Genomic DNA, 25,409 nt, shown 5'->3' with positions numbered 1-25,409 from the left:
GAATAGTTGTGAGGCGGTCAACACAGGCCTCGACTTTATTTATGGCCCTGGGACAAACCCATACGACGCCGACGCAAGCGCCTGTAGGACAAGCCCGAACATCCCGGCACCATCCAGTTAGCATGACAATAGCGGCCATGCATTCCCTGGCGCGCTGGTTTCCCTTCCTGGCATGGCCCAGACCTTCGGCAGCCGTGCTGCGCGGGGAGTTCTGGGCAGGTCTCACCGTTGGTCTGATGCTTCTGCCCCAGGGCGTGGCCTATGCGGCGCTTGCCGGCATGCCGTTGATCACCGGCATTTACGCCTCCATCGTCCCTGCCCTGGTGGCCGTGATGTTCAGCGGCTCGCCGCGGCTGGGTGTGGGGCCCACGGCCTTGAGTGCCCTGTTGATCGGCGCCTCCCTCACGGGCCTGGCCGAACCCGGCTCCGCGCACTGGGTGGCCCTGGCCGCCTGGATGGCGATTCTTTCGGGCCTGGTGCAGTGGTCGCTGGGCCTGATACGCGCCGGCTGGCTGCTCAATCTGGTGACCTCGCCCGTGCTCACGGGTTTCACACAGGCCGCAGCGCTGCTGATCCTGGCCTCGCAGTTGCCCACCCTGCTGGGACTGCGTTCGACCTGGAGCGCGGTCTGGAACACGCCTTCGCTGCAGCTTTTCGACTGGCAGTCCATCCTCTACGGCATTGCCAGCATTGCGCTGCTGGTGCTGGCCAAGCGCTGGCGCGCGGCCTTTCCCTCGGCCATCTTCATCATTGCGCTGACCGGCGTGATCAGCTGGGCCACGGACTTTGCCGATGACGGTGGCGCCGTGGTCGGCCACCTGCCGGCAGGCCTGCCCAGCTTCCAACTGCCGGGATTGCTGAGCTGGGACGAGTTCGGCGCCCTGGTGATGCCGGTGCTGGTGATCTCGCTGGTGAGCTTTCTGGAGACGGCCTCCAGCGCCCAGGTGGAGCACCAGCAGGCCGGCACGCGCTGGAACGAGAACCAGGACCTGATCGCCCAGGGCCTGTCCAAGATCAGTGCGGGCCTGTTCGGCAGCTTTGCCACCAGCGCCTCGTTCTCGCGCTCGGCCGTGAACCTGCTGGCCGGAGCCAAGACAGGCTGGTCCAACGTATTCTCCATCCTGCTGGTGGTCATCGTGGTGCTGTGGTTCATCCCGGCGCTGTACCACGTGCCCAAGGCGGCGCTGGCGGCCATCGTGATCACGGCCGTGGTCAACCTGGTCAAGCCGCGCGTGCTGCTGCAGTTGTTCAAGGTGTCGCGCGTGGAGGGCAGCATTGCGCTGGCCACGCTGCTGCTGACCATCGTCACGGCGCCGCGCATGTACTGGGGCGTGTTCGCGGGCATTGTGCTGAGCCTGGGCTACTTCCTCTACCAGCGCCTGCATCCGCGCATCATCGAGGTGGGCCAGCATCCCGACGGCAGCCTGCGCGACCGCAACCTCTGGCAACTGCCGCCACTGGCGCCGGGCCTGCTGGCCCTGCGCATGGATGCCGAGCTGGACTTCGGCTCGGCCTCGGCCCTGGAGCGCCGCATCGGTGACGAATGGGCGCTGCGCCCGGAGACACACCATCTGTGCCTGCTGGCCCAGCCCATCAACCGCATCGACGTGACGGGCGTGGAAACCTTCGTGCGCCTGCAACTGCTGGCGGCCAAGCGCAGCGGCGTGCTGCATGTGGTGGGCCTGAAGCTGCCGGCCGAGCAGGTGCTGCTGCGGGCGGGCGCCCTGCACCGCGGACCCCACCTTCGGCTGTACCGCACCGATGCGGAATTCCTCGCCTCCCTTGCCCTGCCGCCGTTCGTGCCTGCACCAGGATCAACATCTGTTACCACCGATGGCGCAAAAGTCGATGCCGGCGCGGCGACAATCGAGCCTACACACTGATACACTTCACTGGCTTTTCATTCAGCCCTCCGTGACTGCCCCCGCATCCCACCAATCCGTATACCTGCGCGACCTGCGCCTGGCCACAGCCCACGCGCTGGTTACCCACGCTGGTGGGGCGGTCCATCTGCCCACGGATTCGCCGACGCGATATCTGCAGGCGCTGATCGATGAACTGTGCTCGCTGTCGCTGCGCGACCCGCTCACGGGGCTGGCCAACCGCCGCCATTTCCGCACCATTGCCGAGCGCGAGATCGACCGCGTGGCGCGGTCTGGCGAAGCGGCCCTGATGCTGATGCTGGACATCGACCATTTCAAGCAGATCAACGACCAGCACGGCCATATCGTGGGCGACCGGGTTCTGCAGTCGGTGGCCCGTACCCTGACCAATTGCGTGCGCCCCATGGACACGCTGGCCCGCTACGGAGGAGAAGAATTCGCCATCGTGCTGCCCGCCTGCCCTGCGACCTTCGGTGTCTCCGTGGCCGAACGCATACGCAGCGCCATCGAGCGCATGCCGGTCGTCATCTCACCCACGCTGACACTGCAGATCACCATCAGCATCGGCGGCGCCTATGCGCTGCAGTGGATACGCAGCACCACAACCTTGTGGACCGAGCGTGCCGACAAACAGTTGTACCTGGCCAAGTCTGCCGGCCGCAACCGCGTGCACATTGAAGAACAACCTGACAGTACGGTAAGCGCGGAGGAAAAAAGCCTGCTTTTCGGACCTTTGTATGCCCCGTCCCCGTTTGACAATGGGCTGAATCCAGATATTGCAACCGATGTGGACCCCGAAGATGGACTCCGCTGATAGCCAGGTGGTAAGCGACAACGCCATTCCCCACCCCTCCCTGCCCGCTGCCGTTCCGATGAGCGATGCCGTGCGCGCCAAGCCGCGCGGACACATCATCGCCGTGACCAGCGGCAAGGGCGGCGTGGGCAAGACCTTCGTTTCGGCCAATCTGGCCGCAGCGCTGACACGCCATGGCCTCAAGGTCCTGGTGCTTGACGCCGACCTGGGTCTGGCCAACCTGGATGTGGTGCTCAACCTCTACCCCAAGGTCACGCTGCACGATGTATTCACCGGCCGCTCCTCGCTGGAGGAAGCCATCCTGCCCGCGCCCGGTGGCTACTCGGTGCTGCTGGCCGGCTCCGGGATGATCGAGTACTCGCGGCTCACGCCCGAGATCCGCCAGCAGTTCACGCACACCATCGAGACACTGGCCCCGCGCTACGACATCGTGCTGCTGGACACCGGCGCAGGCATCTCGGACGTGGTGCTGTTCTCCGTGTCCATGGCTACCGAGGTGCTGGTCATCGCCACCCCCGAGCCCACCTCGCTGACCGATGCCTATGCGGCCATCAAGGTGCTGGCCATCCAGCAAAAGCGCCAGCAGATCCGCCTGGCCATCAACCAGGCGGCACGCCCCGGAGATGGCCGCGCCATCACGGGCCAGCTGCAGCAGGTGCTCAACCGCTTTGTCAGCACGGCCTCCGGCGAGCCATTGCGACTCACGCACCTGGGCGACATTCCCTCCGACCCGGCCGTGCGCGAGGCCGTGATGCGCCGCCAGTTGCTGCTGCAGTCCATGCCCGGTGCACCGGCTTCGCTGGCAGTGGCCCAGCTGGCCAATAAAATCAAGGCCCTGCTGGTGTCGGGCGGCTGATAGGGCCGCCCCTCGCCGGGCGCCCGGCAAGGGGCGCCCCGATCCAACCCGCGGCCTGTGCCGCACCCGCCTGCCTGCCCGTGTCCGACATCCTCAATATTTCCTGCTACAAGTTCACGCCACTGCCCGATGCAGCGGCGCTGCGCGACACCCTGGCCGAGCGCGCCCAGGCCCTGGCGCTCAAGGGCACCATCCTCCTGGCCGAGGAAGGCATCAACTTCTTCCTGGCCGGCCCCGCACAGGCGGTGCACAGCTTCGTTGACCAGTTGCGCGCCGACGAGCGCTTTGCCGACCTGGCCCCCAAGGAAAGCTGGTCCGACACCGTGCCGTTTCGCAAGATGCTGGTCAAGGTCAAGCGCGAGATCATCCGCATGGACCACCCCACCATCCGCCCGGCAGAGGGCCGCGCGCCATCGGTCAGCCCCGCCACGCTGCGCCGCTGGCTGGAACAGGGCCACGATGACGAGGGCCGCGAGGTGGTGACGCTGGACACGCGCAACGACTTCGAGGTCGATGCCGGCGCCTTCAAGGACACCATCGACTGGCGCATCACCAAGTTCACCGAGTTCCCGCCCGCGCTGCGCGCCCACAAGGCCGATCTGGCCGACAAGACCGTGGTCAGCTACTGCACGGGCGGCATACGCTGCGAGAAGGCCGCCATCCTGATGCGGGACGAGGGCCTGGAGCATGTCTACCAGCTGGAAGGCGGCATCCTCAAGTACTTCGAGGAAACCGACGGCGCCTTCTATGACGGCGGCTGCTTCGTCTTTGACGAGCGCCGGGCCGTGGGCGCAGACCTGGCCATCACGCCCCTGGCTGCGGCAAAGCCGCTGGAGCCGATACAGCCGACAAGCCCGCCAGGCAAGGCTTAGGCCTTCAGGCGCAGCGCCTGCTGCGCCACGCGCTCGCCGAACACGCGCGCCGTCTCCAGGTCGCCCGGCAGCATCTCGGCGGCCGACGCATCCGAGGCCGATTGCGCCATGGCACCGCTGAAGGCGCCTATCCAGTTGAGGTCATTGCGCTGCGCGGCGCGCGCGTTGGACGGCAGCATGCCGCTGCCCACCCACAGGCCGCCATGCTGCATGGCCAGCTGGAACAGGTAGTCCAGCGTGGTCTGCTTGTTGCCGTTGACGCTGGCGCTGTTGGTGAAGCCGGCGAACAGCTTGTCCTTCCAGGCCTGCACGAACCACGGCTTGGACGAGGCATCGGCAAAGCGCTTGAATTGCCAGCTGGGCCCGCCCATGTAGGTGGGCGATCCAAAGACGATGGCGTCTGCCGCCGCCAGCAACTCCCAGCCACCCGCAGGCAGCTGGCCATCGCTGTCGATCGACAGCATGCGTGCGCCTGCGCCGTCGGCCACGGCCTGGGCCATGCGCTGGGTGTGTCCGTAACCCGAGTGGTAGACCACCACGATATCTGCCATACAAGAAATCCAATCCTCGGACGCCCTGCGCAGCCACAGGCCAGCCAGCGCCGCATTCATCAATCCATCCACGCCAAAGGGCCCCGCAGCGCTGCTGCGGGGCCCACTCAAGGCAGTAGCCTAACAAAAATCAGGGCATGGCCAACGCTGCCCCACCCACTCAATGGCGGCGCGCATCCACGCTCCAGCCGCCGGCACCGTGGGCTGCAAAGCCCAGCAGGCCGCCAGTCACGGCGATGTTCTTCCAGAACAGCAACTGCTGCATCATGGCCGCGTCGGCCGGCACGCTCCAGTAGGTGTGAAAGAAGAAGCTGGCCACCAGCGTGAAGAACGCCAGCACCAGGGCCGCCCAGCGCGTGCACCAGCCCAGCAGCAAGGCCAGGCCGCCGACGATCTCCACCACCAGGGCAATGGCCACGCCGATCTGCGGCATGGGCATGCCGACCGATGCGGCATAGCCCACGGTCCCGGCGAAGCCTCCGATTTTCTGAAAGCCCGCGGGCACGAACATCAGCGCGATCAGAATGCGGCCGGCCAGCGCCAGCGGGTTGCTCAGACGGTTCAACATGATGGGTACTCCTCGTGAATCTTCAGCGCGTGCTGCGCTCTCAGGCTTGCAGATCGAACACCAGGACCTCGGACTGCTCCCCGTCGTGCAGGCGCAGTCGCGGTTCATTCTCCACAAGGGCCGCATCGCCCGTTGTCAGCCGTTGCCCATTGACGCTCAGCGCGCCGCGCACCAGGTGCACATAGGTCTTGCGGCCGGCAGGCAGCTCCAGCTCGGCCTGCTCATCCGCGTCGAACAGGCCGGCGTAGAGCCGGGCATCGGCATGGACGCTGACCGAACCCTGGGCGCCATCGGGCGAGGCCACCAGGCGCAGACGGCCGCGCTTTTCCTCGTCGGCAAAGGCTTTTTGCGCATAGCCGGGCGCAATGCCCGTCTCGCTGGGCAGCAGCCAGATCTGCAGGAAATGCGTGGTCTGGCCCGGCGCATGGTTGTGCTCGCTGTGGACCACGCCCGAGCCGGCGCTCATGCGCTGCACCTCCCCGGGCGAGATGGTCTGCTCGTTGCCCATGCTGTCCTTGTGCGAGAGCCGGCCTTCGAGCACGTAGCTGATGATCTCCATGTCCTTGTGGCCATGGGAGCCGAAGCCCGTGCCCGGGGCGATGTGGTCCTCGTTGATCACGCGCAGGTTGCCAAAGCCCATGTGGCGCGGATCGTGGTAGCCCGCGAACGAGAAGCTGTGATGCGAGCGCAGCCAGCCGTGGTCGGCATGGCCGCGTTCCCGGGATTTGCGCAGGGCGATCATGTTTTTTGTCCCTTTCCAACGTGTCAGGTCTTCGAAATTCTTGCGTCGATGGCTCCACTGTAGAAGCCGCTGCCGCAGGCAAGGCGCAGCAGGATTGATGGCATCATTCAAAGCTTTTGAAGCCATAACGCCCCATGCCCAGCCCCCGCGACGTGCTCACTCCCGACAGCCTGGCCATGCTCCAGGCCATTGCCGAGGCCGGCAGCTTTGCCGCCGCTGCACGCCAGCTGGGCCTGGTGCCCAGTGCCCTGACCTACCGTGTGCGCCAGATCGAGGATGCGCTGGACGTGCTGCTGTTCGACCGCCGCTCGCGCCACGCCCAGCCCACCGAGGCCGGCCGGGAGCTGCTGCGCGAGGGCGCCCGGCTGCTGCATGAGATCGACACCGTGGCCCACCGCGTGCGCCGCGTGGCCACGGGCTGGGAGCCGCACCTGACCATCGTGGTCGATGGCGCCGTGGCGCGCACGCCGATGCTGGAGCTGGTCGAGGCCTTCTACGCCATGCAGCCGCCCACGCGGCTGAAGCTGCGCGACGGCATCCTCACCGGCACGCTGGAGACGCTGACCTCGGGCCGCGCCGACCTGGCCATCGGCGTGGCCGTCAACTCCAGCAACGTGGCGGGCCTGCAGGCCTGCGAGCTGGGCGAGCTGGACTTCGTCTTTGCCGTGGCGCCCCACCATCCGCTGGCCACGGCGCCCGAGCCCATCACGGACGCGACGCTGCTGCAGCACCGCATCATCGCCGTGGCCGATTCAGGCCTGCGCGACAGCGCCAGCATGGGCCTGCTCAGCGGCCAGGACATCTTCACCGTGGACTCCATGCAGGCCAAGATCGAGGCCCAGGTGCGCGGCATAGGCTGCGGCTTCCTGCCCCATTTCATGGCCGATGTGTATGTGCAGGCCGGCCTGCTGGTGACGCGCCAGGTCGCCCGCCCCTCGCGCAATGTGCGCATGCACTACGCCTGGTCCTGCCCGCCGCAGCAGGTCCCGCCGCGTGCGCTGCAGTGGTGGCTGCAGCAGCTGGAGAGCCCCGCCACGCGCCGCGCTCTCATGGAAAATCATCACCGACATTGAGCTGGCGCACGCCGTCGGGCGGTCCGAGCGGGTGTAGAGTGGTTACAGGTCCCGGCCTGTTCCGCCGCAGCGGTGCAACAGGCCGGAACGGACATGCTTCCCGGAATCTGCCACTGCCCGCAAAGGTCTGCTCCATGAACGCTTCCCGCGCCGCCTCCAAGTCCACGGTCAAGAAAAAGGCCACCAAGCCCCCCGAAGCCTCCAAGGCGCGCCCCAAAGCCGGCGCACGCCGCATTGCCGTGATTGGCGCCGGCATGGCGGGCCTGGCCTGCGCACGCACGCTGATGCAGGCCGGCCACGATGTCCATGTCTACGAGCGGCTGCCCCAGGTGGGCGGGCGCATGCGCTCTGTCAACGCCGCGCATGGCGCCTTCGACATCGGCGCGCAGTATTTCACCGTGCGCGACAAGCGCTTCGAGCTGGCCCTGCAGACCGTGCCCGGCCTGTGCCGCCCCTGGAGCGTGAGCACGCTGCGCGTGCTGGATGCGCAGGGCCGCCAGTCCAGCGCTGCACCCGCACCCACCGAAGCCCATTGGGTGGCCACGCCCGACATGCAGGCCCTGCCGCTGGCCTGGGCCGCGCCGCTGTGGGATGCCGACCGCCTGCACCTGGGCCAGCGCGTGACCAAGCTCGAACGCCAGCCCGGCCCGCGGGGCTGGAGCCTGCATGTGGAGACGACCGAGCCGACCACGCAGATCCGCGCAGGCTTCGATGAAGTGATACTCGCCCTGCCCGCTCCACAGGCACGCCAGCTGCTGCAGACCACGCCCCTGGCCCTGTCGCTGGTGCAGGGCATGGCGGCCGTGGAAATGGCGCCTTGCTGGGCGCTGACACTGTCCTACCCCATGGCCACCGAGGCCGGACTGTCCACCCTGGGGCCGCAGTGGAATGCAGCCCGCACCACGCATGAGCGCGCGATCTGGGTGGCACGTGAATCCTCCAAGCCGGGCCGCTCCCAAAGCGAGCGCTGGACCGTGCTGGCCAGCCCCCAATGGTCGCAGGAGCACCGCGCCGACGACGCTCCGCGCGTGCTGGCCAAGATGCAGAAGGCCTTTGGCGAGATCACGCGCATCCGCATCCCTGCCCGCCATGCCAGCGTCTACCTCTGGCCCCATGCCCAGACCCTGTCGCCGCTGGGCCGCAGCCATTTGCGCAACAAGGATGCCGGCCTGGGCCTTTGCGGCGACTGGTGCATTGGCCGCCGCGTGGAGGATGCCTTTGTCTCGGGACTGGAAATGGCCCTGGCGTTGGTTGCAGACTGAACCCGCCCACCAGGTCATGGCAAGGGGCGGCGCAAGGCCTTAACATCCGGCCCCGATGATTCCCGCCGCCCCTGAATCCGCCGAAACCGGCAGCGCACCTGCAACGCCACCATATGTCGGCCGCTTTGCCCCCTCACCCACGGGCCTGCTGCATGCAGGCTCTCTGGTGGCGGCGCTGGCCAGCTGGCTGGATGCGCGCGCCCATGGCGGCCGCTGGCTGGTGCGCATCGAGGACATAGACCCTCCGCGCTGCCAGCCCGGTGCCGACACCGCCATCCTGAACCAGCTTGCCAGCTGCGGCCTGCTGCCGGACGAGGAGCCCGTCTGGCAGTCCCGCCGCCACAACGTCTACGAAAGCGCACTGGAGCGGCTCAAGGCCCACGGCCTGGCCTATCCCTGCGGCTGCACGCGCAAGGACGTCGAGGCAGCCTGGGAAAACCTGGGCTGGACCCATGAGCGCCATGTGGAGCGGCCCTACCCCGGCACCTGCCGCGACGGCCTGCACGGCAAGAGCGCCCGGGCCTGGCGCTTTGCGCTGGACCGCTTCACCCGCCACGACCCCGTGCTGCACTGGCAGGACCGCCGCCTGGGCGCCCAGCAGCAGGATGTGATCCACGGCGTGGGCGACTTTGTCCTGCGCCGGGCCGACGGCCTGTGGGCCTACCAGCTGGCCGTGGTCGTCGATGACGGCCTGCAGGGCATCACCCATGTGGTGCGCGGCGCCGACCTCGCCGACAATACGCCCCGCCAGATGCTGCTGCAGCACGCCCTGGGCATGGGTCACCCGCAGTACCTGCACACGCCGCTGGTGCTCATGCCCGACGGCGAAAAGCTTTCCAAGCAGCACGGCGCCCCTGCACTGGACCTGAGCTCCCCTGTGGCCGCGCTGCGCACCGCAGCCGCCCACCTGGGGCTGCCCCAGCCTTCTCCCCAGGCCGCATTGGGCGAAGCACTGCAGTTCTGGGTCCGGGGCTGGCGCCATACATACAATTGAGCCCGTGAACCCAACTTCTTCCCCCCACGCCGAGCAGTCCATGGACGGCGATACCCCGAACACCATGTCCGCTGCCCCAGGTACGCCGCACGATTCATCCTCCCCCTCCGCACCTGCGGCCGCCCGTACCGGCCAGCCGCCCGAGGGCGTGGCCCATCCCAAGACCATCAAGAGCTATGTGCGCCGCGCAGGCCGCACAACGACCGGCCAGGCCAAGGCCTTCGAGGAGCTGGGCCCGCGCTTTGTGCTGAACTACCAAGCCGCGCCGCTGGACGCAGCGGCCACCTATGGCCGCCAGGGCCCTCTGATCCTGGAGATCGGCTTCGGCATGGGCGAGGCCACGGCGCACATTGCGCGCGTGCGCCCCGATGACAACTTCCTGTGCTGCGAGGTGCACGAGCCCGGCGTGGGCGCCCTGCTCAAGCGCATTGGCGAGCAGGACATCTCCAACATCCGCATCCTGCAGCACGATGCCGTCGAGGTCATAGACAACATGCTGCCCGAGGCCAGCCTGGACGGCATACACATCTTCTTCCCCGATCCCTGGCACAAGAAAAAGCACAACAAGCGCCGCCTGATCCAGGAGCCTCTGGTGGCCAAGCTGGCGCGCCGGCTGCGTCCCGGCGGCTACATCCACTGCGCCACCGACTGGGAGCCCTATGCGGTGCAGATGCTGGAAGTGCTGGGCGCGGAGCCTCTGCTGGCCAACACGGCCGAAGGCTATGCCGCCAAGCCCGACTACCGGCCGCTGACCAAGTTCGAGAACCGTGGCATCCGCCTGGGCCACGGTGTATGGGATCTGGTGTTTGAGCGCCGCTGAGCCGGTCGCGCCCTCCTCCAATACAAGGCCTCGCATGCAGCCATTGCTACAGAATCTGGTCGAGATGACGGCCCACAGGGACCATCTGCGATTGGAAATCTCGGTGCTGTCCACCCTGTTCAAGCTCAATGGCGTGGTGCAGGTGCGGGCGCTGGAGCTGTTCGCCATGCCCGACGGCAGGCACTGCGTGCGTGCACGCACCTGGAGCCAGGGCGATCAGGTCATGTCCACCGATGCCGAGGCCTTGTATGACCCGCAAAGCGTGGAGCTGGCATCCATGCCCGCGCTGCAGCAGGCACTGCAGCAGCGCGCCCTGATCGCCTCGGCCGTGCAGCCCGATGGCCAGCACGTGCTGTGGCTTCCGCTGTGGCGGCAGGAGACGGCCTACCACTGCCTGGAGATCACGCAGTCCACGGCCTTCTCGCCCAGCCGGCTCGATGTGATACAGGGCATCTTCGGCGTCTATCACAACTACCAGAGCCTGCTGGACTACAGCGAACGCGATGCGCTGACCGGCCTGCTCAACCGCAAGACCTTCGACGAGCAGTTCCTGCGCCTGTCGCTGCAGGAGCCGCCGATGGCCATGCCGGGCGTGGCCACGGAAGACGTTCCCGGCCAGTGGCTGGCCGCCATCGACATCGACCATTTCAAGCGCATCAACGACCGCTTTGGCCACCTGTATGGCGACGAGGTGCTGATCCTGGTCGCCAACATCCTGCGCAGCTGCTTCGACGCCAAGGACCGCGTATTCCGCTTCGGCGGCGAGGAATTCGTGGTGCTGCTGCGCTCGGTCAGCCTGGCCAATGCACGCAAGGCGCTGGAGCGCCTGCGCCACGACGTGGAGAGCTACGAGTTCCCCCAGGTCGGCCGCATCACCGTGAGCACGGGCTTTGCCGCCATGGGCACGGGCGCGCCCGTGGAGGTGCTGGGCCAGGCGGACCAGGCGCTCTACCACGCCAAGGAACATGGCCGCAACCAGACCTGGTACTACGGGGATCTGATCACCCAGGGGCTGCTGGCGCCCCAGGTGAACAGCAACGACATCGAGCTGTTCTGAGCCGGTCCTGGCGCCGCGCCGCTCAGTCAAGGCCGGCCACGCGCACGCAGTCGCGCCCGGCGTGCTTGGCCTCGTAGAGCATGGCATCGGCGCGCTGCAGCAGTTCCTGCGCACTCTCGGCGCCCTGCAATTGCGCCACGCCAAAGCTGGCCGTCGCAGCCAGTTCCAGGCCATGGACCTGTATGGGCGTGGAGCGTATGGCCTCGCGCAGCTGCCCGGCCAGCGCCCAGGCCTGGGCCGCAGCGACACCGGGCATCACGATCAGGAACTCCTCCCCGCCATAGCGCGCCATCCATTGCGCAGAAGGCTCCCGCTCCAGTGCGTGCCGGCAACGCAGTGCCACCTCGCGCAGCACGGCATCGCCTGCGGCATGGCCATGCCTGTCGTTGACCTGCTTGAAGCGGTCCACGTCCACGAACATCACGCTCAGGGCCGCTCCCAGGTGCTGGCCCTGGGCGACCTCGGAGGCCAGGCGCTCGTCCATGGCACGGCGGTTGAGGCATCCGGTCAGCGCATCGGTCAGCGACATGCGCTTGACCTCTTCCACCAGCTCCTCCAGCTGGGCCGTGCGCTGGGCCACCAGCAGGTCCAGATGCTCGATGTGGCCGCGCAGGTCATGCTGCAGCTGGCCAAAGCCCTGCACCACCATGTCGATCTCGTCGCGCTGCCCGCGGCGCGCCCGCTCCAGCACCAAGGGCCTCGACAACTCATTGGGCTTGAGGCTGGCCGCAAAGCCCGCAATCTGCTGCAGCGGCTGGCGCAGCTCCCTGCGCATCACCCAGGCCACCATCAGGCACACCAGGGCCGTGAACAGCGCATAGCCCAGCAACACGCGCAGCGTGGAGTCGCGCAGCACCTCCAGGTAATGGCCCCGGTTCTCCCAGACCTGCAGTTCGCCCAGCGGCAGGCTGGACTGGCTGTGCCTGGGCGCGGGAATCACCATGGAAACGGCGGGCGGACGGCCATCCCTGGGCTCTCCAGCCTCGTACATCTCGCCCGTGGAGGTGACGCGCAGCTGCACATGACCCACCAAAGGCAGCTTGCCAAGCCACTGGACCTGCTCGCGCACCAGGGCCGGTTCGATATCCCACAGCGCGGCGGACAGCGAGATCATGCTGTTGGCCACCAGCGTCTCCATGGAGCGTCGGAATTCCTGCTGCCCCTTGCGGTACTCCCACCAGGCATGGGCACCACCGAACACCAGCATGCAGGCCATGGCCAGCAGCATGATGCGCAGGATCAGCAGGGAGGCAATCGAGCGGAAGCGGGGCATGGAAGGCGCTCAGCGCAGCAGGTGCTTCAGCTCGAATCCGTAGCGCCGCAGCCGGGGATTGAGGTGCTTGCTGTAGCTGCGAAAGTCCAGAGGGGCCGGCGGCGCGCTGATCCTGTGCTCGTAGCGGTCGATCTGGGACTTGTCCAGCAGCGTGAACATGGGCCGCACCTGCTCCAGCCCTTCGGAGGCGAAATCGGTGCCGTGCGCATGGTCGTAGAGCATGACCAGGGCCCAGGCGCCGGTCAGGAAATGGCCGCCCGCCAGTGCCGACAGCTCGCCCGTGCGCAGCGCCGTCATGGCGGCGGCCGATGAATTGATGGCGCTGAAGAAGGCGTCGCGCCCCGGCGAGCCGCCCCGCGCGCGCCAGGCCTGCATGGCGCCAAAGGCCATCTCGTCGTTGCCCGCCCAGACCAGGCGCACCTCGGGATAGCGCTGGAACAGCACGGCCGCCTGCTGCTCGGCGCGTTCGCGGCGCCATTCGCCGAAGACTTCCTGCTGCAGCACCACGTCGCTGGCCTCGGCCGCCGCGCGGCGCATGCCGGCATTGCGCTCCACCGAGGAGGGCGTGGAGCGGTCCCCGGCAATGGCCACCATGTGCAGCCGGCCATCGGCCGCACGCGCCTGGCCCGATGCCCGCGCAGCGGCGAACAGCGACTTGGCGGTCAGGTAGCCGGCCTCCTCGGCGCCCGGCTCCAGGCTGCCCAGCCAGTGGCGATAGCGCTCCCGCGCCACGCCGGTCTGCCCGCGCAAGGTCTCGGGCACGCCGCTGAAGGCCATGAAGCTGTCGATGCCCGCGGCCTCCAGCGTGCGCAGGATTTCAGGCGCCACGCTGTAGTCGTTGGTAAACATCACGTAGCGGGGCCGCTGCGCCTTGGGCAGGGCGGCAATCTGGCGCGCAATCTCGATGGGACGCAGGTGGTCGCGCTGGGCGTAGCGGACCTGCAGCTGCATGCCCAGGCTGCTGGCCGCATCCTGCATGACCTCGCTGACCGTGGTCCAGTAGCGCTCGTCGGAGCGGCCCGGGTTGATGAAGACCACGCTTTGCGCGGCGGCAGCGGTCGATTGCGCCAGCACGCCCATCACCCAGGCCATGCAGGTCAAGCGCCAGGCCCACGGCAAGACGCCCCGGTGGATTCCACCGGGGCGTCCCGAAGAAGGGGCAGCAGGAATCATCTGCCGCGCTTGCAGGATCAGGCGCGCTCTGCCACCCAGGCCTGCACACCGGCCAGCGCCGCGGGCAGGCCCGAAGCGTCCGTGCCGCCGGCCATGGCCATGTCGGGCTTGCCGCCGCCCTTGCCACCGACCTGGCTGGCAACGAAGTTCACCAGATCGCCGGCCTTGATGCGTGAGGTCTCGGCCTTGGTCACGCCTGCGGCCAGCTGCACCTTGTCGCCATCGACGGCGGCCAGCACGATGGCTGCGGCGCCCAGCTTGTCCTTGAGCTTGTCCATGGTCTCGCGCAGGGTCTTGGCGTCGGCGCCTTCGAGCCTGGCGGCCAGCACCTTGATGCCCTTGACGTCCACGGCCTGGCCGGCCAGTTCGTCGCCCTGGCTGGAAGCCAGCTTGCCCTTGAGGGCAGCCACTTCCTTCTCCAGCGCGCGGATCTGCTCCAGCGCACCACCGATGCGGGTGTTCAGCTCGGCCGTCGGCGCCTTCAGCGCGGCGGCGGCCTGGTCCACCGTGGATTCCAGCGATTGCAGGTAGGCCAGCGCGTTCTCGCCGGTCACCGCCTCGATGCGGCGCACACCAGCGGCCACGCCGCCTTCGCCCACCACCTTGAACAGGCCGATATCGCCCGTGCGCTGCACGTGGGTGCCGCCGCACAGCTCGCGGCTGCTGCCGATGTCCAGCACGCGCACGGAGTCGCCGTACTTCTCGCCGAACAGCATCATGGCGCCCGTGGCCTTGGCCGACTCGATGTCCATCACGCGCGCATCGGTGGGCGTGTTGGCCAGGATCTCGGCGTTCACGCGGCGTTCGATCTCGCGGATCTCTTCAGCGCTCACGGGCTGGTTGTGGGCAAAGTCGAAGCGCGTGCGCTCGGCGTTGACCAGCGAGCCCTTTTGCTGCACGTGGTCGCCCAGCACTTCGCGCAGGGCCTTGTGCATGATGTGCGTGACCGAGTGGTTGCGCATGGTGGCGGCACGCAATTGCGTGTCCACCTCGGCCTGCACGGCATCGCCCACCTTGAGGCTGCCGGACTCCAGCACGCCGTGGTGGCCGAACACATCGGCCTTGATCTTGAGCGTGTCCTCGACCGCGAAGCGTGCGCCCGTGGTGCTGATCACACCCTGGTCGCCCACCTGGCCGCCGGACTCGGCATAGAAAGGCGTGGTGTCGAGCACGACCACGCCGCTCTGGCCGGCCTTGAGTTCCTGCACGGCGCTGCCTTCGGCATACAGCGCCACCACCTTGGCGGCCTCGGCCAGCTTCTGGTAGCCCGTGAAGGCATTGGCATCGCCCGTGTACTCCAGGGCGCGGTCCATCTTGAACTTGCCTGCTGCGCGGGCCTTGTTCTTCTGCTCTTCCATGGCGGTCTGAAAGCCCGCCTCGTCCACGCTCAGGCCGCGCTCGCGGCAGACGTCGTTGGTCAGGTCCAGGGGGAAGCCGTAGGTGTCGTGCAGCTTGAAAGCCACGTCGCCGGGCAGCACCTTGGCGCCACCGGCCAGCGCCGCGTCCAGGATTTCCATGCCGTTGGCCAGGGTCTCGAAGAAGCGCTCTTCCTCGACCCGCAGCACTTCGGTGATGCGCGCTTCCTGCTCGCGGATCTTGGGATAGGCATCGCCCATCACGGCCACCAGGTCCTTGACCAGCTTGTGGAAGAACGGGGTCTTCTGGCCCAGCTTGTAGCCGTGGCGGATGGCGCGGCGCACGATGCGGCGCTGCACGTAGCCGCGGCCTTCGTTGGAGGGAATCACGCCGTCGGCCACCAGGAAGGCGGTGGCGCGGATGTGGTCGGCGATCACCTTCAGCGACGGGGTCTCGATGTCGGCGATGTGCGTCTCGCGCGCAGCGGCCTTGATCAGCGCCTGGAACAGGTCGATCTCGTAGTTGCTGTGCACATGTTGCAAGATGGCGGCCAGGCGCTCCAGGCCCATGCCGGTGTCCACGCAGGGCGCCGGCAGTGGCTTGACGTTGCCCTGCTCGTCCATGTCGAACTGCATGAACACGTTGTTCCAGATCTCGATGAAGCGGTCGCCGTCTTCGTCAGGGCTGCCGGGGGGGCCGCCGGCCACGTGCGCGCCGTGGTCGTAGAAGATTTCCGAGCAGGGGCCGCAGGGGCCGGTGTCGGCCATCATCCAGAAGTTGTCGCTCTTGTAGCGGCCGCCCTTGTTGTCGCCGATGCGGATCACGCGCTCGGGCGGCAGGCCGATTTCCTTGGTCCAGATGTCGTAGGCCTCGTCGTCCTCGGCATAGACCGTGGCCAGCAGGCGTTCCTTGGGCAGCTTGTAGACCTCGGTCAGCAGCTCCCAGGCCCACTTGAGCGACTCGCGCTTGAAGTAGTCGCCGAAGGACCAGTTGCCCAGCATCTCGAAGAAGGTGTGGTGGCGGGCCGTGTAGCCCACGTTTTCCAGATCGTTGTGCTTGCCGCCTGCGCGCAGGCAGGTCTGCACCGAGGTGGCGCGCTTGTAGGGGCGCTTGTCGGTGCCCAGGAACACGTCCTTGAACTGGACCATGCCCGAGTTGGTGAACATCAGCGTCGGATCGTTGCCGGGCACCAGGGGGCTCGACTCCACGATGGTATGGCCCTTGGATGCGAAAAAGTCCAGAAAGCTCTTGCGAATGTCGGCAACGGTGAAAGTGGGTGTGCTCATGGTGTCTAGGAGTTCGGAGCGCGCACGCGGGGCGCTGTCCCTGGCGGGAGGGTGTCCCGTCGGGACCAACGCGCATTATAGGTTTGCCCCATGGTTGCGGCAGCGAGCCCTGCCCAGCCTCCATCACGCACCTGGCCGAAGAAGGCCTATCCTCCCATCTGCCCGCCCTTGAGCACGATCTCCAAGCAGTCGCTGGCCGGATCGCCGCCATGCGCGGGCCTGCGCCTGGCCGAAGGGCTGGGCGCGGCCAAGGTGCCGCGGATGCGCGAGCAGGAGATGGGCGAGATGGATAGCACAGGCGATCTCGCCGTTCACTGATCCAGCTCAGGCTGCGCGCGATTTGCGCCCTTGATAATCGCCAGCCGGAACCACAGCAAGCACACCATGGCGCAACCACAGACACCCGAGCCTCATTCCAGCGAACCGCCCCCCGCTTCCAGCGCCAACGGATCCGATCCGGCCAAACCGCTCCAGCCGCCAAAAAGCCGCATCGTGCCCTGGCTCATCGGCCTGCCCGTGGCCTTCTTCGCTGTGCTCATGCTGGCTGGCCAGTTGCTGTCAACGCCCGAAGGCGAGGCGCGCTGGGTGGAGCGCGAAACCATCAAGATCTGCCGCAAGGAAACCGCGCGGCCAGAGGCCGAGCGCAAGACGCAGCAGTTTGAATCGGTGCAGGACTGCGACAGGCTCGAATTCGACTTCAAGCAGCGCTACGGTGAAAACCCCTGAGGCGAAGTCACAACGAAAAAGGCCGGCAGAGCCGGCCTTTGGCTTGCTGGAGCCTGTTCAGTCACGCGTCTCGATGGCGCGGTTGATACCCAGCGCCGCCAGCGTGCACAGCGCACCCGACAGCAGATAGATGCCCAGCGCCACCAGTCCGAAGCGCGAGGACACGCCCAGGGCCACCAAGGGAGCGAATGCCGCGCCCACCAGCCAGGCCATGTCCGAGGACAACGCGGCCCCCGTGTAGCGATAGCGTGAGGGGAAGTTGGACGTCACCGTGCCTGCGGCCTGGCCATAGGACAGGCCCAGCAGGATGAAGCCGACGATGATGAACACGTTGTTGCCCGTGGTTCCGCTGCCCAGCAGCCAGGGCGCCAGGAAGCTGAAGATGCCGATCAGGCAGGCCATGGTGCCCAGCGTGTTGCGCCGCCCCACACGGTCGGCCAGCCAGCCCGAGACCATGATGGCGGCAGCCGCACAGAAGGCGCCCACGATCTGCACCCCGAGCACATGGGTGACCGACTGGTCCGAGTACAGCGAGATCCAGGACAGAGGGAAGATGGTCACCAGGTGGAACAGCGCAAAGCTGGCCAGGGCGGCAAACGCGCCGATCACCACGTTGCGGCCTTCGTCGCGCATCAGCGGCAGCACGCCCATGGGCTCCAGCTCACGCTGCTGCAGCAGTTCGGTGTAGGACTGGCCCACGACCAGGCGCAGCCGGGCGAACAGTGCCACGACGTTGATGGCAAAGGCCACGCAGAAGGGATAGCGCCAGCCCCAGCTGAGGAACTCGTCGGCTCCCACATGGGCGTAGATGAAGGCAAACAGCCCTGCCGCGAGCACGAAGCCCAGGGGCGCGCCCAACTGGCCCATCATCGAATACCAGCCCCGCCGGTTCTTGGGGGCCGACATGGCCAGCAGCGAAGGCAGCCCGTCCCACGAGCCGCCCAGCGCAATGCCCTGCCCTATGCGCAGCAGCGCCAGCACGATGATGGCGTTCACCCCCGCCTGCTGGTAGCCGGGCAGGAAGGCCATGCCCACGGTGCACACGCCCAGCAGGAACAGCGCCAGCGTCAGCTTGGTCGCCCGCCCCCAGCGCCGCTGCACGGCCATGGACAGCGCCGTGCCCAGCGGCCGTGCCACGAAGGCCAGCGAGAAGATGGCGAACGACATCAGCGTGCCGTCGAGCTTGGAAAGGTAGGGGAACAACAGTGCCGGGAAGACCAGCACGCAGGCGATGCCGAACACGAAGAAGTCGAAGTACTCCGAGGATCGCCCGATGATCACGCCGACGGCGATTTCGTTGGGCGTGACATCTTCGTGGGTGTCGGCGCGGGACAGAGATTCTTTGCTCTCATAGCTTCCGTGGGGGAAGCTTGCAGTTGTGTCGAGGCCGCTCATAGATGGATGCTCCTTGTCTCGTCTCACTGACAGCTCTGTTCTACGCCCTCGCTTGATCTGGCGCAAGGCGGTTTCCACCTCAACCGGCCTCGGTGTTTGTCCTGCTGCGCGCGACGCGAAATTGCGGCCTCCGGACCACCAGGCACCTGCCGCGCACCCGCCCAGGTAGCAGAAAGTTCCCGGCTTCTCCTTGACGTTGGACAAAATGTCCAATGGACAAATTTATACTTCGTAATACATTTGCCCGGATCTTGTAATCCGCGTTTCTATGTAAACGCGCTCTTGTTGCGCCCCTAGCATGCTAAAAATCAAGGAACTCCGTGGGCCTGCGTGGCTCACCGCGGCCGCTTTGACAGCCAGTCTCACTGGCTGCAGCAAAGCCGTCGTGCTCAACCCCGCCGGCGACATCGCCGCGCAGCAAGGCAACCTGGTGGTCACGGCCACCTTGCTGATGCTGATCATCATCATCCCGGTGATCATCCTCACGCTGCTTTTCGCCTGGAAATACCGCCAGTCGAACACCGAGGCCCACTACGACCCCGAATGGCACCACTCCACCACGCTGGAGCTGGTGATCTGGTCCGTGCCGCTGATGATCATCATCGCGCTGGGCGCCATCACCTGGATCAGCACCCACAAGCTGGACCCCTACCGTCCGCTGGACCGCGTCTCGGCCACCAAGCCGCTGAGCACCGATGTCAAGCCGCTGGAGGTGCAGGTCGTGGCCATGGACTGGAAGTGGCTGTTCTTCATCCCCGAAAAAGGCATCGCCACCGTCAACGAGCTGGCCGCTCCCGTGGATCGTCCCATCCACTTCAAGCTGACCGCCACCTCGACGATGAACTCCTTCTACGTGCCTGACCTGGCCGGCATGATCTATGCCATGCCAGGCATGCAGACCGAGCTGAACGCCGTGATCAACAAGCCCGGCGTGTTCCACGGCCTGGCATCGCACTACAGCGGCGCCGGCTTCTCGGGCATGACGTTCAAGTTCCATGGCCTGAGCAACGAAGAGTTCGAGCAGTGGGTTGCCAAGGCCAAGTCCGAAGGCAAGGCCCTGACGCGCGATACCTACCTGAACCTGGTCAAGCCCAGCGAGCGCAACCCGGTCGAGCGCTTCGCCACGGTGGACGAAGGCCTGTACGACAAGGTGCTCAACCGCTGTGTCGAAGAAGGCAAGATGTGCATGCATCACATGATGGCCATCGACGCTGCCGGCGGCGAAGCCTATCTCAAGGCCGTGGGCATGAACCTGCCCCAGGATGTGTGCACGGTGCAAAACGCCGACCGCGTCGTGGCCTTCCTGGACCAGCGCGACGGCTCCGCAGCCGCTGCGCAGCAATAAGCAGTTAGCGGACGCGGACGACGGCCAGACCGCCGCCCGCTCCCATCACGACCTAAGAGACTCGATATGTCTGAACATACCTCCCCGGCACAGGCCCACTGGCTGCTGGGACGCATCACTTGGGACTCCATCCCGATGGCGCATGAGCCCATCGTGCTGGCGACCTTCATCGCCGTGGTGCTCGGCGGCCTTGCCGTGCTGGGCCTGCTCACCAAGTTCCGCCTGTGGGGCCCGCTGTGGCGCGACTGGCTGTGCAGCATCGACCACAAGAAGATCGGCATCATGTACATGATCCTCGGTCTGGTCATGCTGCTGCGCGGCTTTGCCGACGCGCTGATGATGCGCCTGCAGCAGGCCATGGCCTTCGGCGACAACCTGGGCTATCTGCCTCCGCACCACTACGACCAGATCTTCACGGCCCACGGCGTGATCATGATCTTCTTCGTGGCCATGCCTTTCGTGACCGGCCTGATGAACTATCTGGTGCCGCTGCAGATCGGCGCCCGCGACGTGTCCTTCCCGTTCCTGAACAACTTCAGCTTCTGGATGACCACGGGCGGCGCCGTGCTGGTGATGATCTCGCTGTTCCTGGGCGAGTTCTCCACCTCCGGCTGGCTGGCACTGTCCAACCTGGGGGCGCAGAACCCCGGGGTCGGGCTTGACTACTACATCTGGGGATTGCAGGTGGCCGGCGTCGGCACCACGCTGTCAGGCATCAACCTGATCGTGACCATCATCAAGATGCGCGCACCCGGCATGAACCTGATGAAGATGCCCGTCTTCACCTGGACCGCCCTGTGCACCAACGCGCTGATCGTGGCCTCGTTCCCCATCCTGACCGCAGCCCTGGTGCTGATGTCGCTGGACCGCTACGTCGGCACGAACTTCTTCACGAACGAGCTGGGCGGAAACCCCATGCTGTACGTGAACCTGATCTGGATCTGGGGCCACCCCGAGGTCTACATCCTGATCCTGCCCTGCTTCGGCATCTTCTCGGAGATCGTCTCGACCTTCAGCCGCAAGCGCCTGTTCGGCTACACCTCCATGGTGTACGCGACGGTGTGTATCACCATCCTGTCCTACCTGGTCTGGCTGCACCACTTCTTCACCATGGGCTCCGGCGCCAGCGTGAACACCTTCTTCGGCATCACGACGATGATCATCTCGATCCCGACGGGCGCCAAGATCTTCAACTGGCTGTTCACCATGTACCGCGGCCGCATCCGCTTCACGGTGCCGATGCTGTGGACCGTGGGCTTCATGTGCACCTTCGCCATCGGCGGCATGACCGGCGTGCTGCTGGCCGTTCCCCCGGCCGACTTCGTGCTGCACAACAGCCTGTTCCTGATCGCCCACTTCCACAACGTGATCATCGGCGGCGTGGTGTTCGGCGTGTTCGCCGGCATCAACTTCTGGTTCCCCAAGGCCTTCGGCTACAAGCTCGACGAGTTCTGGGGCAAGTGCTCGTTCTGGTTCTGGCTGGTCGGCTTCTGGGTCGCCTTCACACCGCTGTACGTGCTGGGCCTTATGGGCGTGACACGCCGTGCCAACCACTTCGAGGACCCCTCGCTGCAGATCTGGTTCGTGATCGCCGCCCTGGGCGCCGGCCTGGTGGCACTGGGCATCGGCAGCTTCCTGATCCAGCTGGTGGTCAGCTACTTCAAGCGCGACCAGCTGCGCGACGTGACCGGCGACCCATGGGAAGGCCGCACGCTGGAGTGGGCCACCTCCTCGCCCCCTCCCCAGTACAACTTCGCCTTCACGCCCGTGGTGCATGAGATCGATGCCTGGTGGGACATGAAGAAGCATGGCTACCAGCGTCCGCTGACCGGCTTCAAGCCCGTCCACATGCCGTCCAACACCGGCGCCGGCGTCGTGATCGCAGCGCTGTCCACGGTCTTCGGCTTCGCGATGATCTGGCACATGTGGCCCCTGGCCATCGCGTCGTTCGCCGCCACCGTGCTGGCATCGATCATCCACACGTTCAACTACAAGCGCGACTACTACATCCCCGCCGCAGAAGTCGCGGCCACGGAAGAACTGCGCACACAACAGCTGGCACGTCATGTCTGATACCCGTTACACCGCAGGCGGCGCTGCCGCCCTGGCCCCGCGCGAGTACCACCTCGCCGAGGAGCCCCATCCCGAAAACGGCACCGCTCTGGGCTTCTGGCTCTACCTGATGAGCGACTGCCTGATCTTTGCAGCGCTGTTCGCCACCTATGGCGTGCTGGGCCGCAACTACGCTGCGGGCCCCACGGGCGCCCAGCTGTTCGACCTGCCCCTGGTGGCGATGAACACGGCCTTCCTGCTGCTGTCGTCCATCACCTTCGGCTTCGCCATGCTGCAAAAGCAGCAGGGCAAGCTGGGCGGCACCCAGCTGTGGCTGGCCATCACCGGCCTGTTCGGCCTGTGCTTCCTGGGCCTGGAACTCTATGAGTTCTCCCACTTGCTGCACGAGGGCGCGGGCCCGCAGCGCAGCGCCTTCCTGTCCTCGTTCTTCACGCTGGTGGGCACCCACGGCCTGCACGTGAGCTTCGGCCTGATCTGGCTGGTCACGCTGATGATCCAGATCAACAAGCACGGCCTGACGCACGAGAACAACCGCCGCCTGATGTGCCTGTCGATGTTCTGGCACTTCTTGGACGTGGTCTGGATCGGCGTCTTCACTTTTGTTTACCTGATGGGGGTGCTGTAAATGGCTGCACACGACATCCACGCCGGCCATGGCCACGGTCACCACGACCATCACGGCCATGACGATCACCACCACGACGCAGGCCCGCACAGCACGTTCTCGGGCTATATGTGGGGCTTCGTGCTCTCGATCATCCTGACGGCCATCCCGTTCTGGCTGGTGATGAGCAATGTCATCTCGGACCGTGCAACGGCCGTGATGGTGCTCGGCGGCTTCGCCGTGGTGCAGATCCTGGTCCACATGGTCTTCTTCCTGCACATGAACGGCAAGATCGAAGGCGGCTGGACCCTGCTGTCCACCATCTTCACCGTGGTCTTCGTGGCCATCGGCATTGCGGGCACCCTGTGGGTCATGTTCCACATGAACACCAACATGATGCCCCAGCACACCATGCCGGCCGACCCTGCCGCGCAGACGGCTCCGGCCTCGGTCACGCCTTGACCGCATCCGGAAACTCCGGGCCCTCCAGCCACGCCGGCGCATCGCGCCGGCGTGGCCCACTCGCTCAGGCGATGCTCATCTCGGTGGGCATCGCCTTGTTTTTGGGCTTCATCTTCCTGGGCAGCTGGCAGGTCCAGCGCCGTGCCTGGAAGCTGGACTTGATAGAGCGCGTGGACCAGCGCGTGCACGCCGCGCCTGCCGCCCTGCCCCCGCCCGCCGAATGGCCGCAGATCACGGCCGCCGAGCACGAGTACCGCGCCGTGCAGGCCAGCGGCCACTGGCTGGCCGGCAAGACCGTGCTGACCCAGGCCGTGACCGAATTGGGCGCCGGCTTCTGGGTGCTGACGCCGCTGCAGATGGACGACGGCAACCAGGTGCTGGTGAACCGGGGCTTCATTCCCACAGCGCAGCGCGCGCGCTGGCAGGATGAGCCCGCACAGGCGCCCCAGGACCAGGTGACGGTGGCCGGCTTGCTGCGCATCAGCGAGCCGCGCGGCGGCTTCCTGCGCGAGAACGATCCCGCGCAGCAGCGCTGGTTCTCGCGCGATGTGGCGGCCATTGCGCAGGCCCAGGGCCTGGACCATGCAGCCCCCTACTTCATCGACGCAGGCCTGCCGGGACAGCCCGTGGCAGACGGCACCTGGCCGCGCCCGGGCATGACCGTGATCCGCTTCCCCAACAGCCACCTGGTCTATGCGCTGACCTGGTACGGGCTGGCGCTGATGGTGGTCGGTGCGGCCTGGCTGGTCAGGCGCAATGACCGGCAGGCAAGCAGCAAGCCGTAAAGCCGTAAGGCCGCAAAGCTGTCGCTGCAGGCAACAGGGCCACCGATGACATCGGTGGCCCTTTTTCCGCCAGTCTTCTGCAAGACCCTGCCGCACCACGGCCACCGCCCGGTAGCGCACAATCGCCCGCGTGAATTCGCCTTCAGAGTCCCTGTTCCGCGTCGAGCGCACCACCGAACGCCAGAACATGCAGCTGCTGATACAGCTGCGCTGGTTTGCCGTGGTCGGGCAGGTGATCACCATCTCCCTGGTGCACTACGGCTTCGGCATCACCCTGCCGCTGCCGGCCATGGCCCTGGTGCTGCTGGCCAGCGTCTTCACCAATCTCGGCTACATCTACTGGTACCGCAGCCACCGCCGCCAGATCTCGGCACGCAACCTGTTCCTGGCCCTGCTGGCCGACGTGCTCGCCCTGGCCATACAGCTGTATCTGAGCGGCGGCGCCAGCAATCCCTTCATCTATCTGTTTTTGCTGCAGGGCATTCTGGGCGCCGTGCTGCTCAGGCCCGTGCACGCCTGGATCATCGTTGCCAGCACCTCGCTGTGCACCCTGGTGCTGGCCATCGTGCACTGGCCCCTGCCCATTGGCGCTGCAGGCCCTGACGGGCTGCCCGGCCTGTACGTGAGCGGCATCCTGATCAGCTTCGGGCTGACCACGGTGCTGCTGGTGGTTTTCCTGCGCCGCATCGTCTCCAACCTGCGCCGGCGTGACGCACGGCTGGCCAACATGCGCCAGCGTGCCAGCGAAGAGGAGCACATCGTGCGCATGGGCCTGCTGGCCACGGGCGCGGCGCATGAGCTGGGCACGCCACTGTCCACCATGTCCGTCATCCTGGGCGACTGGCAGCGCATGCCGGCCATCACGCAAGACCCCGACCTGCTGGCCGACCTGCAGGAAATGCAGCAGCAGCTGCTGCGCTGCAAGTCCATCGTCTCCAGCGTGCTCATGTCGGCCGGCGAGACCCGCGCCGATGCGCCCCAGGCCACCACGCTGCGCGCCTTCATGGACGGCGTGGTCGCGCACTGGCAGTCACGCCACGCCGTGGAGCGTTTCGACTACGTCCAGGCCGACGAGGACTTCCCCATTCTTTCCGATACCGCGTTGCAGCAAATGGTTTGCAATGTGCTCGACAATGCGGCCGAAGCCTCCCCCCGCCATGTGGCGCTGCACCTGGCCGTGCGCACCGGCATGCTGTGCATCACCGTGCGCGACAAGGGACCGGGCTTTGCTCCCGCCGTGCTGGAACAGCTGGGCCAGCGCCATATCTCCACCAAGACGGAGCGCCCGGGCCGGGGGCTGGGCCTGTTCCTGGTGCTCAACGTGGCGCGCTCGCTGGGCGGACGCGTTCAGGTGAGGAACACCCCGCCGCGGGGCAGTGAGGTGGAGATCCGCCTGCCCCTGTCATCGATTGCCATTGAACCCGGCGCCTGAAGCGGCG

The 25,409-nt window shown here is 66.6% G+C and carries 24 protein-coding genes; 17 read left to right on the top strand and 7 right to left on the bottom strand.

The genetic code is table 11. The annotated features are described in order from the left end of the window. Positions 1-137 precede the first annotated feature (137 nt). From ACFPFG_RS32385 to ACFPFG_RS32370, 4 genes are all read left to right on the top strand, one after another. Positions 138-1,883, top strand: coding sequence for a SulP family inorganic anion transporter (locus ACFPFG_RS32385; protein WP_380109990.1), 1,746 nt, complete (start codon positions 138-140; stop codon positions 1,881-1,883). Then, positions 1,834-2,697 carry a GGDEF domain-containing protein gene (locus ACFPFG_RS32380; protein ID WP_225613977.1) on the top strand — a complete coding sequence of 288 codons (864 nt, stop codon included), beginning with the start codon at positions 1,834-1,836 and terminating at the stop codon, positions 2,695-2,697. The genes ACFPFG_RS32385 and ACFPFG_RS32380 overlap by 50 nt, the downstream gene beginning before the upstream one ends. Beyond that, complete coding sequence (locus ACFPFG_RS32375; protein ID WP_096916463.1) at positions 2,684-3,553, top strand: MinD/ParA family protein; 870 nt, start codon at positions 2,684-2,686, stop codon at positions 3,551-3,553. The genes ACFPFG_RS32380 and ACFPFG_RS32375 overlap by 14 nt, the downstream gene beginning before the upstream one ends. Before the next feature lie 80 nt (positions 3,554-3,633). Next, entirely contained in the window at positions 3,634-4,425 is a 792-nt protein-coding gene (locus ACFPFG_RS32370; RefSeq protein WP_197956083.1) for a sulfurtransferase, read from the top strand. Here the strand turns inward: ACFPFG_RS32370 and ACFPFG_RS32365 are convergent. From ACFPFG_RS32365 to ACFPFG_RS32355, 3 genes are all read right to left on the bottom strand, one after another. Further along, a complete protein-coding gene (locus tag ACFPFG_RS32365) occupies positions 4,422-4,976 on the bottom strand; it encodes a flavodoxin family protein (RefSeq protein ID WP_043796746.1) in 555 nt (184 codons plus the stop codon). The two genes, ACFPFG_RS32370 and ACFPFG_RS32365, sit on opposite strands and share 4 nt — an antisense overlap. A gap of 160 nt (positions 4,977-5,136) precedes the next feature. Continuing rightward, the gene (locus tag ACFPFG_RS32360) at positions 5,137-5,544 is read right to left on the bottom strand and encodes a DoxX family protein (RefSeq protein WP_012205870.1); all 408 of its coding nucleotides are present in this window, start codon (positions 5,542-5,544) and stop codon (positions 5,137-5,139) included. A gap of 40 nt (positions 5,545-5,584) precedes the next feature. Beyond that, positions 5,585-6,286 (bottom strand): pirin family protein, encoded by a 702-nt coding sequence (locus ACFPFG_RS32355; RefSeq protein WP_183021931.1) that lies wholly within the window; start codon positions 6,284-6,286, stop codon positions 5,585-5,587. 134 nt (positions 6,287-6,420) lie between these two features. Here ACFPFG_RS32355 and ACFPFG_RS32350 point away from each other — a divergent pair, with 134 nt between their 5' ends. The 5 genes from ACFPFG_RS32350 (at position 6,421) to ACFPFG_RS32330 (ending at position 11,492) form a co-directional block, all read left to right on the top strand. Next, on the top strand, positions 6,421-7,359 hold the full coding sequence (locus tag ACFPFG_RS32350) for a LysR family transcriptional regulator (protein ID WP_183021930.1): 939 nt from the start codon (positions 6,421-6,423) through the stop codon (positions 7,357-7,359). Between the two features lie 134 nt (positions 7,360-7,493). Continuing rightward, on the top strand, positions 7,494-8,621 hold the full coding sequence (locus ACFPFG_RS32345; protein WP_197956081.1) for an NAD(P)/FAD-dependent oxidoreductase: 1,128 nt from the start codon (positions 7,494-7,496) through the stop codon (positions 8,619-8,621). A gap of 55 nt (positions 8,622-8,676) precedes the next feature. Further along, the gene (gene gluQRS, locus ACFPFG_RS32340) at positions 8,677-9,615 is read left to right on the top strand and encodes a tRNA glutamyl-Q(34) synthetase GluQRS (protein ID WP_197956080.1); all 939 of its coding nucleotides are present in this window, start codon (positions 8,677-8,679) and stop codon (positions 9,613-9,615) included. 40 nt (positions 9,616-9,655) lie between these two features. After that, a complete protein-coding gene (gene trmB / locus ACFPFG_RS32335; protein WP_197957397.1) occupies positions 9,656-10,435 on the top strand; it encodes a tRNA (guanosine(46)-N7)-methyltransferase TrmB in 780 nt (259 codons plus the stop codon). A gap of 34 nt (positions 10,436-10,469) precedes the next feature. After that, positions 10,470-11,492 (top strand): GGDEF domain-containing protein, encoded by a 1,023-nt coding sequence (locus ACFPFG_RS32330; RefSeq protein ID WP_183021927.1) that lies wholly within the window; start codon positions 10,470-10,472, stop codon positions 11,490-11,492. 22 nt (positions 11,493-11,514) lie between these two features. On the opposite strand, the gene ACFPFG_RS32325 is transcribed toward ACFPFG_RS32330, so the two are convergent. The 3 genes from ACFPFG_RS32325 to alaS all read right to left on the bottom strand — a co-directional run bounded on the left by ACFPFG_RS32325 (position 11,515) and on the right by alaS (position 16,580). Then, a complete protein-coding gene (locus ACFPFG_RS32325) occupies positions 11,515-12,765 on the bottom strand; it encodes a GGDEF domain-containing protein (protein WP_183021926.1) in 1,251 nt (416 codons plus the stop codon). Positions 12,766-12,774: 9 nt separating this feature from the next. Then, positions 12,775-13,857: an ABC transporter substrate-binding protein gene (locus tag ACFPFG_RS32320; protein ID WP_183021925.1), complete on the bottom strand. Its 1,083-nt coding sequence runs from the start codon at positions 13,855-13,857 to the stop codon at positions 12,775-12,777. Between the two features lie 98 nt (positions 13,858-13,955). Then, positions 13,956-16,580: an alanine--tRNA ligase gene (gene alaS / locus ACFPFG_RS32315; RefSeq protein ID WP_197956078.1), complete on the bottom strand. Its 2,625-nt coding sequence runs from the start codon at positions 16,578-16,580 to the stop codon at positions 13,956-13,958. Between the two features lie 168 nt (positions 16,581-16,748). Here alaS and ACFPFG_RS32310 point away from each other — a divergent pair, with 168 nt between their 5' ends. Both ACFPFG_RS32310 and ACFPFG_RS32305 read left to right on the top strand, forming a co-directional pair. Beyond that, complete coding sequence (locus ACFPFG_RS32310; RefSeq protein WP_197956077.1) at positions 16,749-16,898, top strand: hypothetical protein; 150 nt, start codon at positions 16,749-16,751, stop codon at positions 16,896-16,898. Positions 16,899-17,072: 174 nt separating this feature from the next. Beyond that, positions 17,073-17,306 (top strand): hypothetical protein, encoded by a 234-nt coding sequence (locus ACFPFG_RS32305; protein ID WP_017403895.1) that lies wholly within the window; start codon positions 17,073-17,075, stop codon positions 17,304-17,306. Positions 17,307-17,363: 57 nt separating this feature from the next. On the opposite strand, the gene ACFPFG_RS32300 is transcribed toward ACFPFG_RS32305, so the two are convergent. Next, positions 17,364-18,701: an MFS transporter gene (locus tag ACFPFG_RS32300; protein WP_380109982.1), complete on the bottom strand. Its 1,338-nt coding sequence runs from the start codon at positions 18,699-18,701 to the stop codon at positions 17,364-17,366. Positions 18,702-18,999: 298 nt separating this feature from the next. Between ACFPFG_RS32300 and cyoA the strand changes: the two genes are divergently transcribed. The 6 genes from cyoA to ACFPFG_RS32270 all read left to right on the top strand — a co-directional run bounded on the left by cyoA (position 19,000) and on the right by ACFPFG_RS32270 (position 25,402). Continuing rightward, complete coding sequence (gene cyoA / locus ACFPFG_RS32295) at positions 19,000-20,046, top strand: ubiquinol oxidase subunit II (protein WP_183021920.1); 1,047 nt, start codon at positions 19,000-19,002, stop codon at positions 20,044-20,046. Positions 20,047-20,112: 66 nt separating this feature from the next. After that, on the top strand, positions 20,113-22,119 hold the full coding sequence (gene cyoB / locus ACFPFG_RS32290) for a cytochrome o ubiquinol oxidase subunit I (RefSeq protein ID WP_013802159.1): 2,007 nt from the start codon (positions 20,113-20,115) through the stop codon (positions 22,117-22,119). Then, positions 22,112-22,744: a cytochrome o ubiquinol oxidase subunit III gene (gene cyoC, locus ACFPFG_RS32285; protein WP_012205884.1), complete on the top strand. Its 633-nt coding sequence runs from the start codon at positions 22,112-22,114 to the stop codon at positions 22,742-22,744. Before cyoB ends, cyoC begins: the two co-directional genes overlap by 8 nt. Then, on the top strand, positions 22,745-23,185 hold the full coding sequence (gene cyoD / locus ACFPFG_RS32280; protein WP_012205885.1) for a cytochrome o ubiquinol oxidase subunit IV: 441 nt from the start codon (positions 22,745-22,747) through the stop codon (positions 23,183-23,185). A gap of 71 nt (positions 23,186-23,256) precedes the next feature. Then, on the top strand, positions 23,257-23,970 hold the full coding sequence (locus tag ACFPFG_RS32275; protein ID WP_380109979.1) for an SURF1 family protein: 714 nt from the start codon (positions 23,257-23,259) through the stop codon (positions 23,968-23,970). A gap of 130 nt (positions 23,971-24,100) precedes the next feature. Then, positions 24,101-25,402, top strand: a complete 1,302-nt coding sequence (locus tag ACFPFG_RS32270) for an ATP-binding protein (protein ID WP_183021918.1) — start codon at positions 24,101-24,103, stop codon at positions 25,400-25,402. The last annotated feature ends 7 nt before the right edge of the window (positions 25,403-25,409 follow it).

It is taken from the genome of Delftia deserti, from assembly GCF_042653485.1.
GTDB classification, from domain to species: domain Bacteria; phylum Pseudomonadota; class Gammaproteobacteria; order Burkholderiales; family Burkholderiaceae_C; genus Comamonas; species Comamonas acidovorans.
The sequence above is the reverse complement of the archived record's forward strand: the minus strand, read 5'-3'. Positions and strand labels throughout refer to the sequence as shown.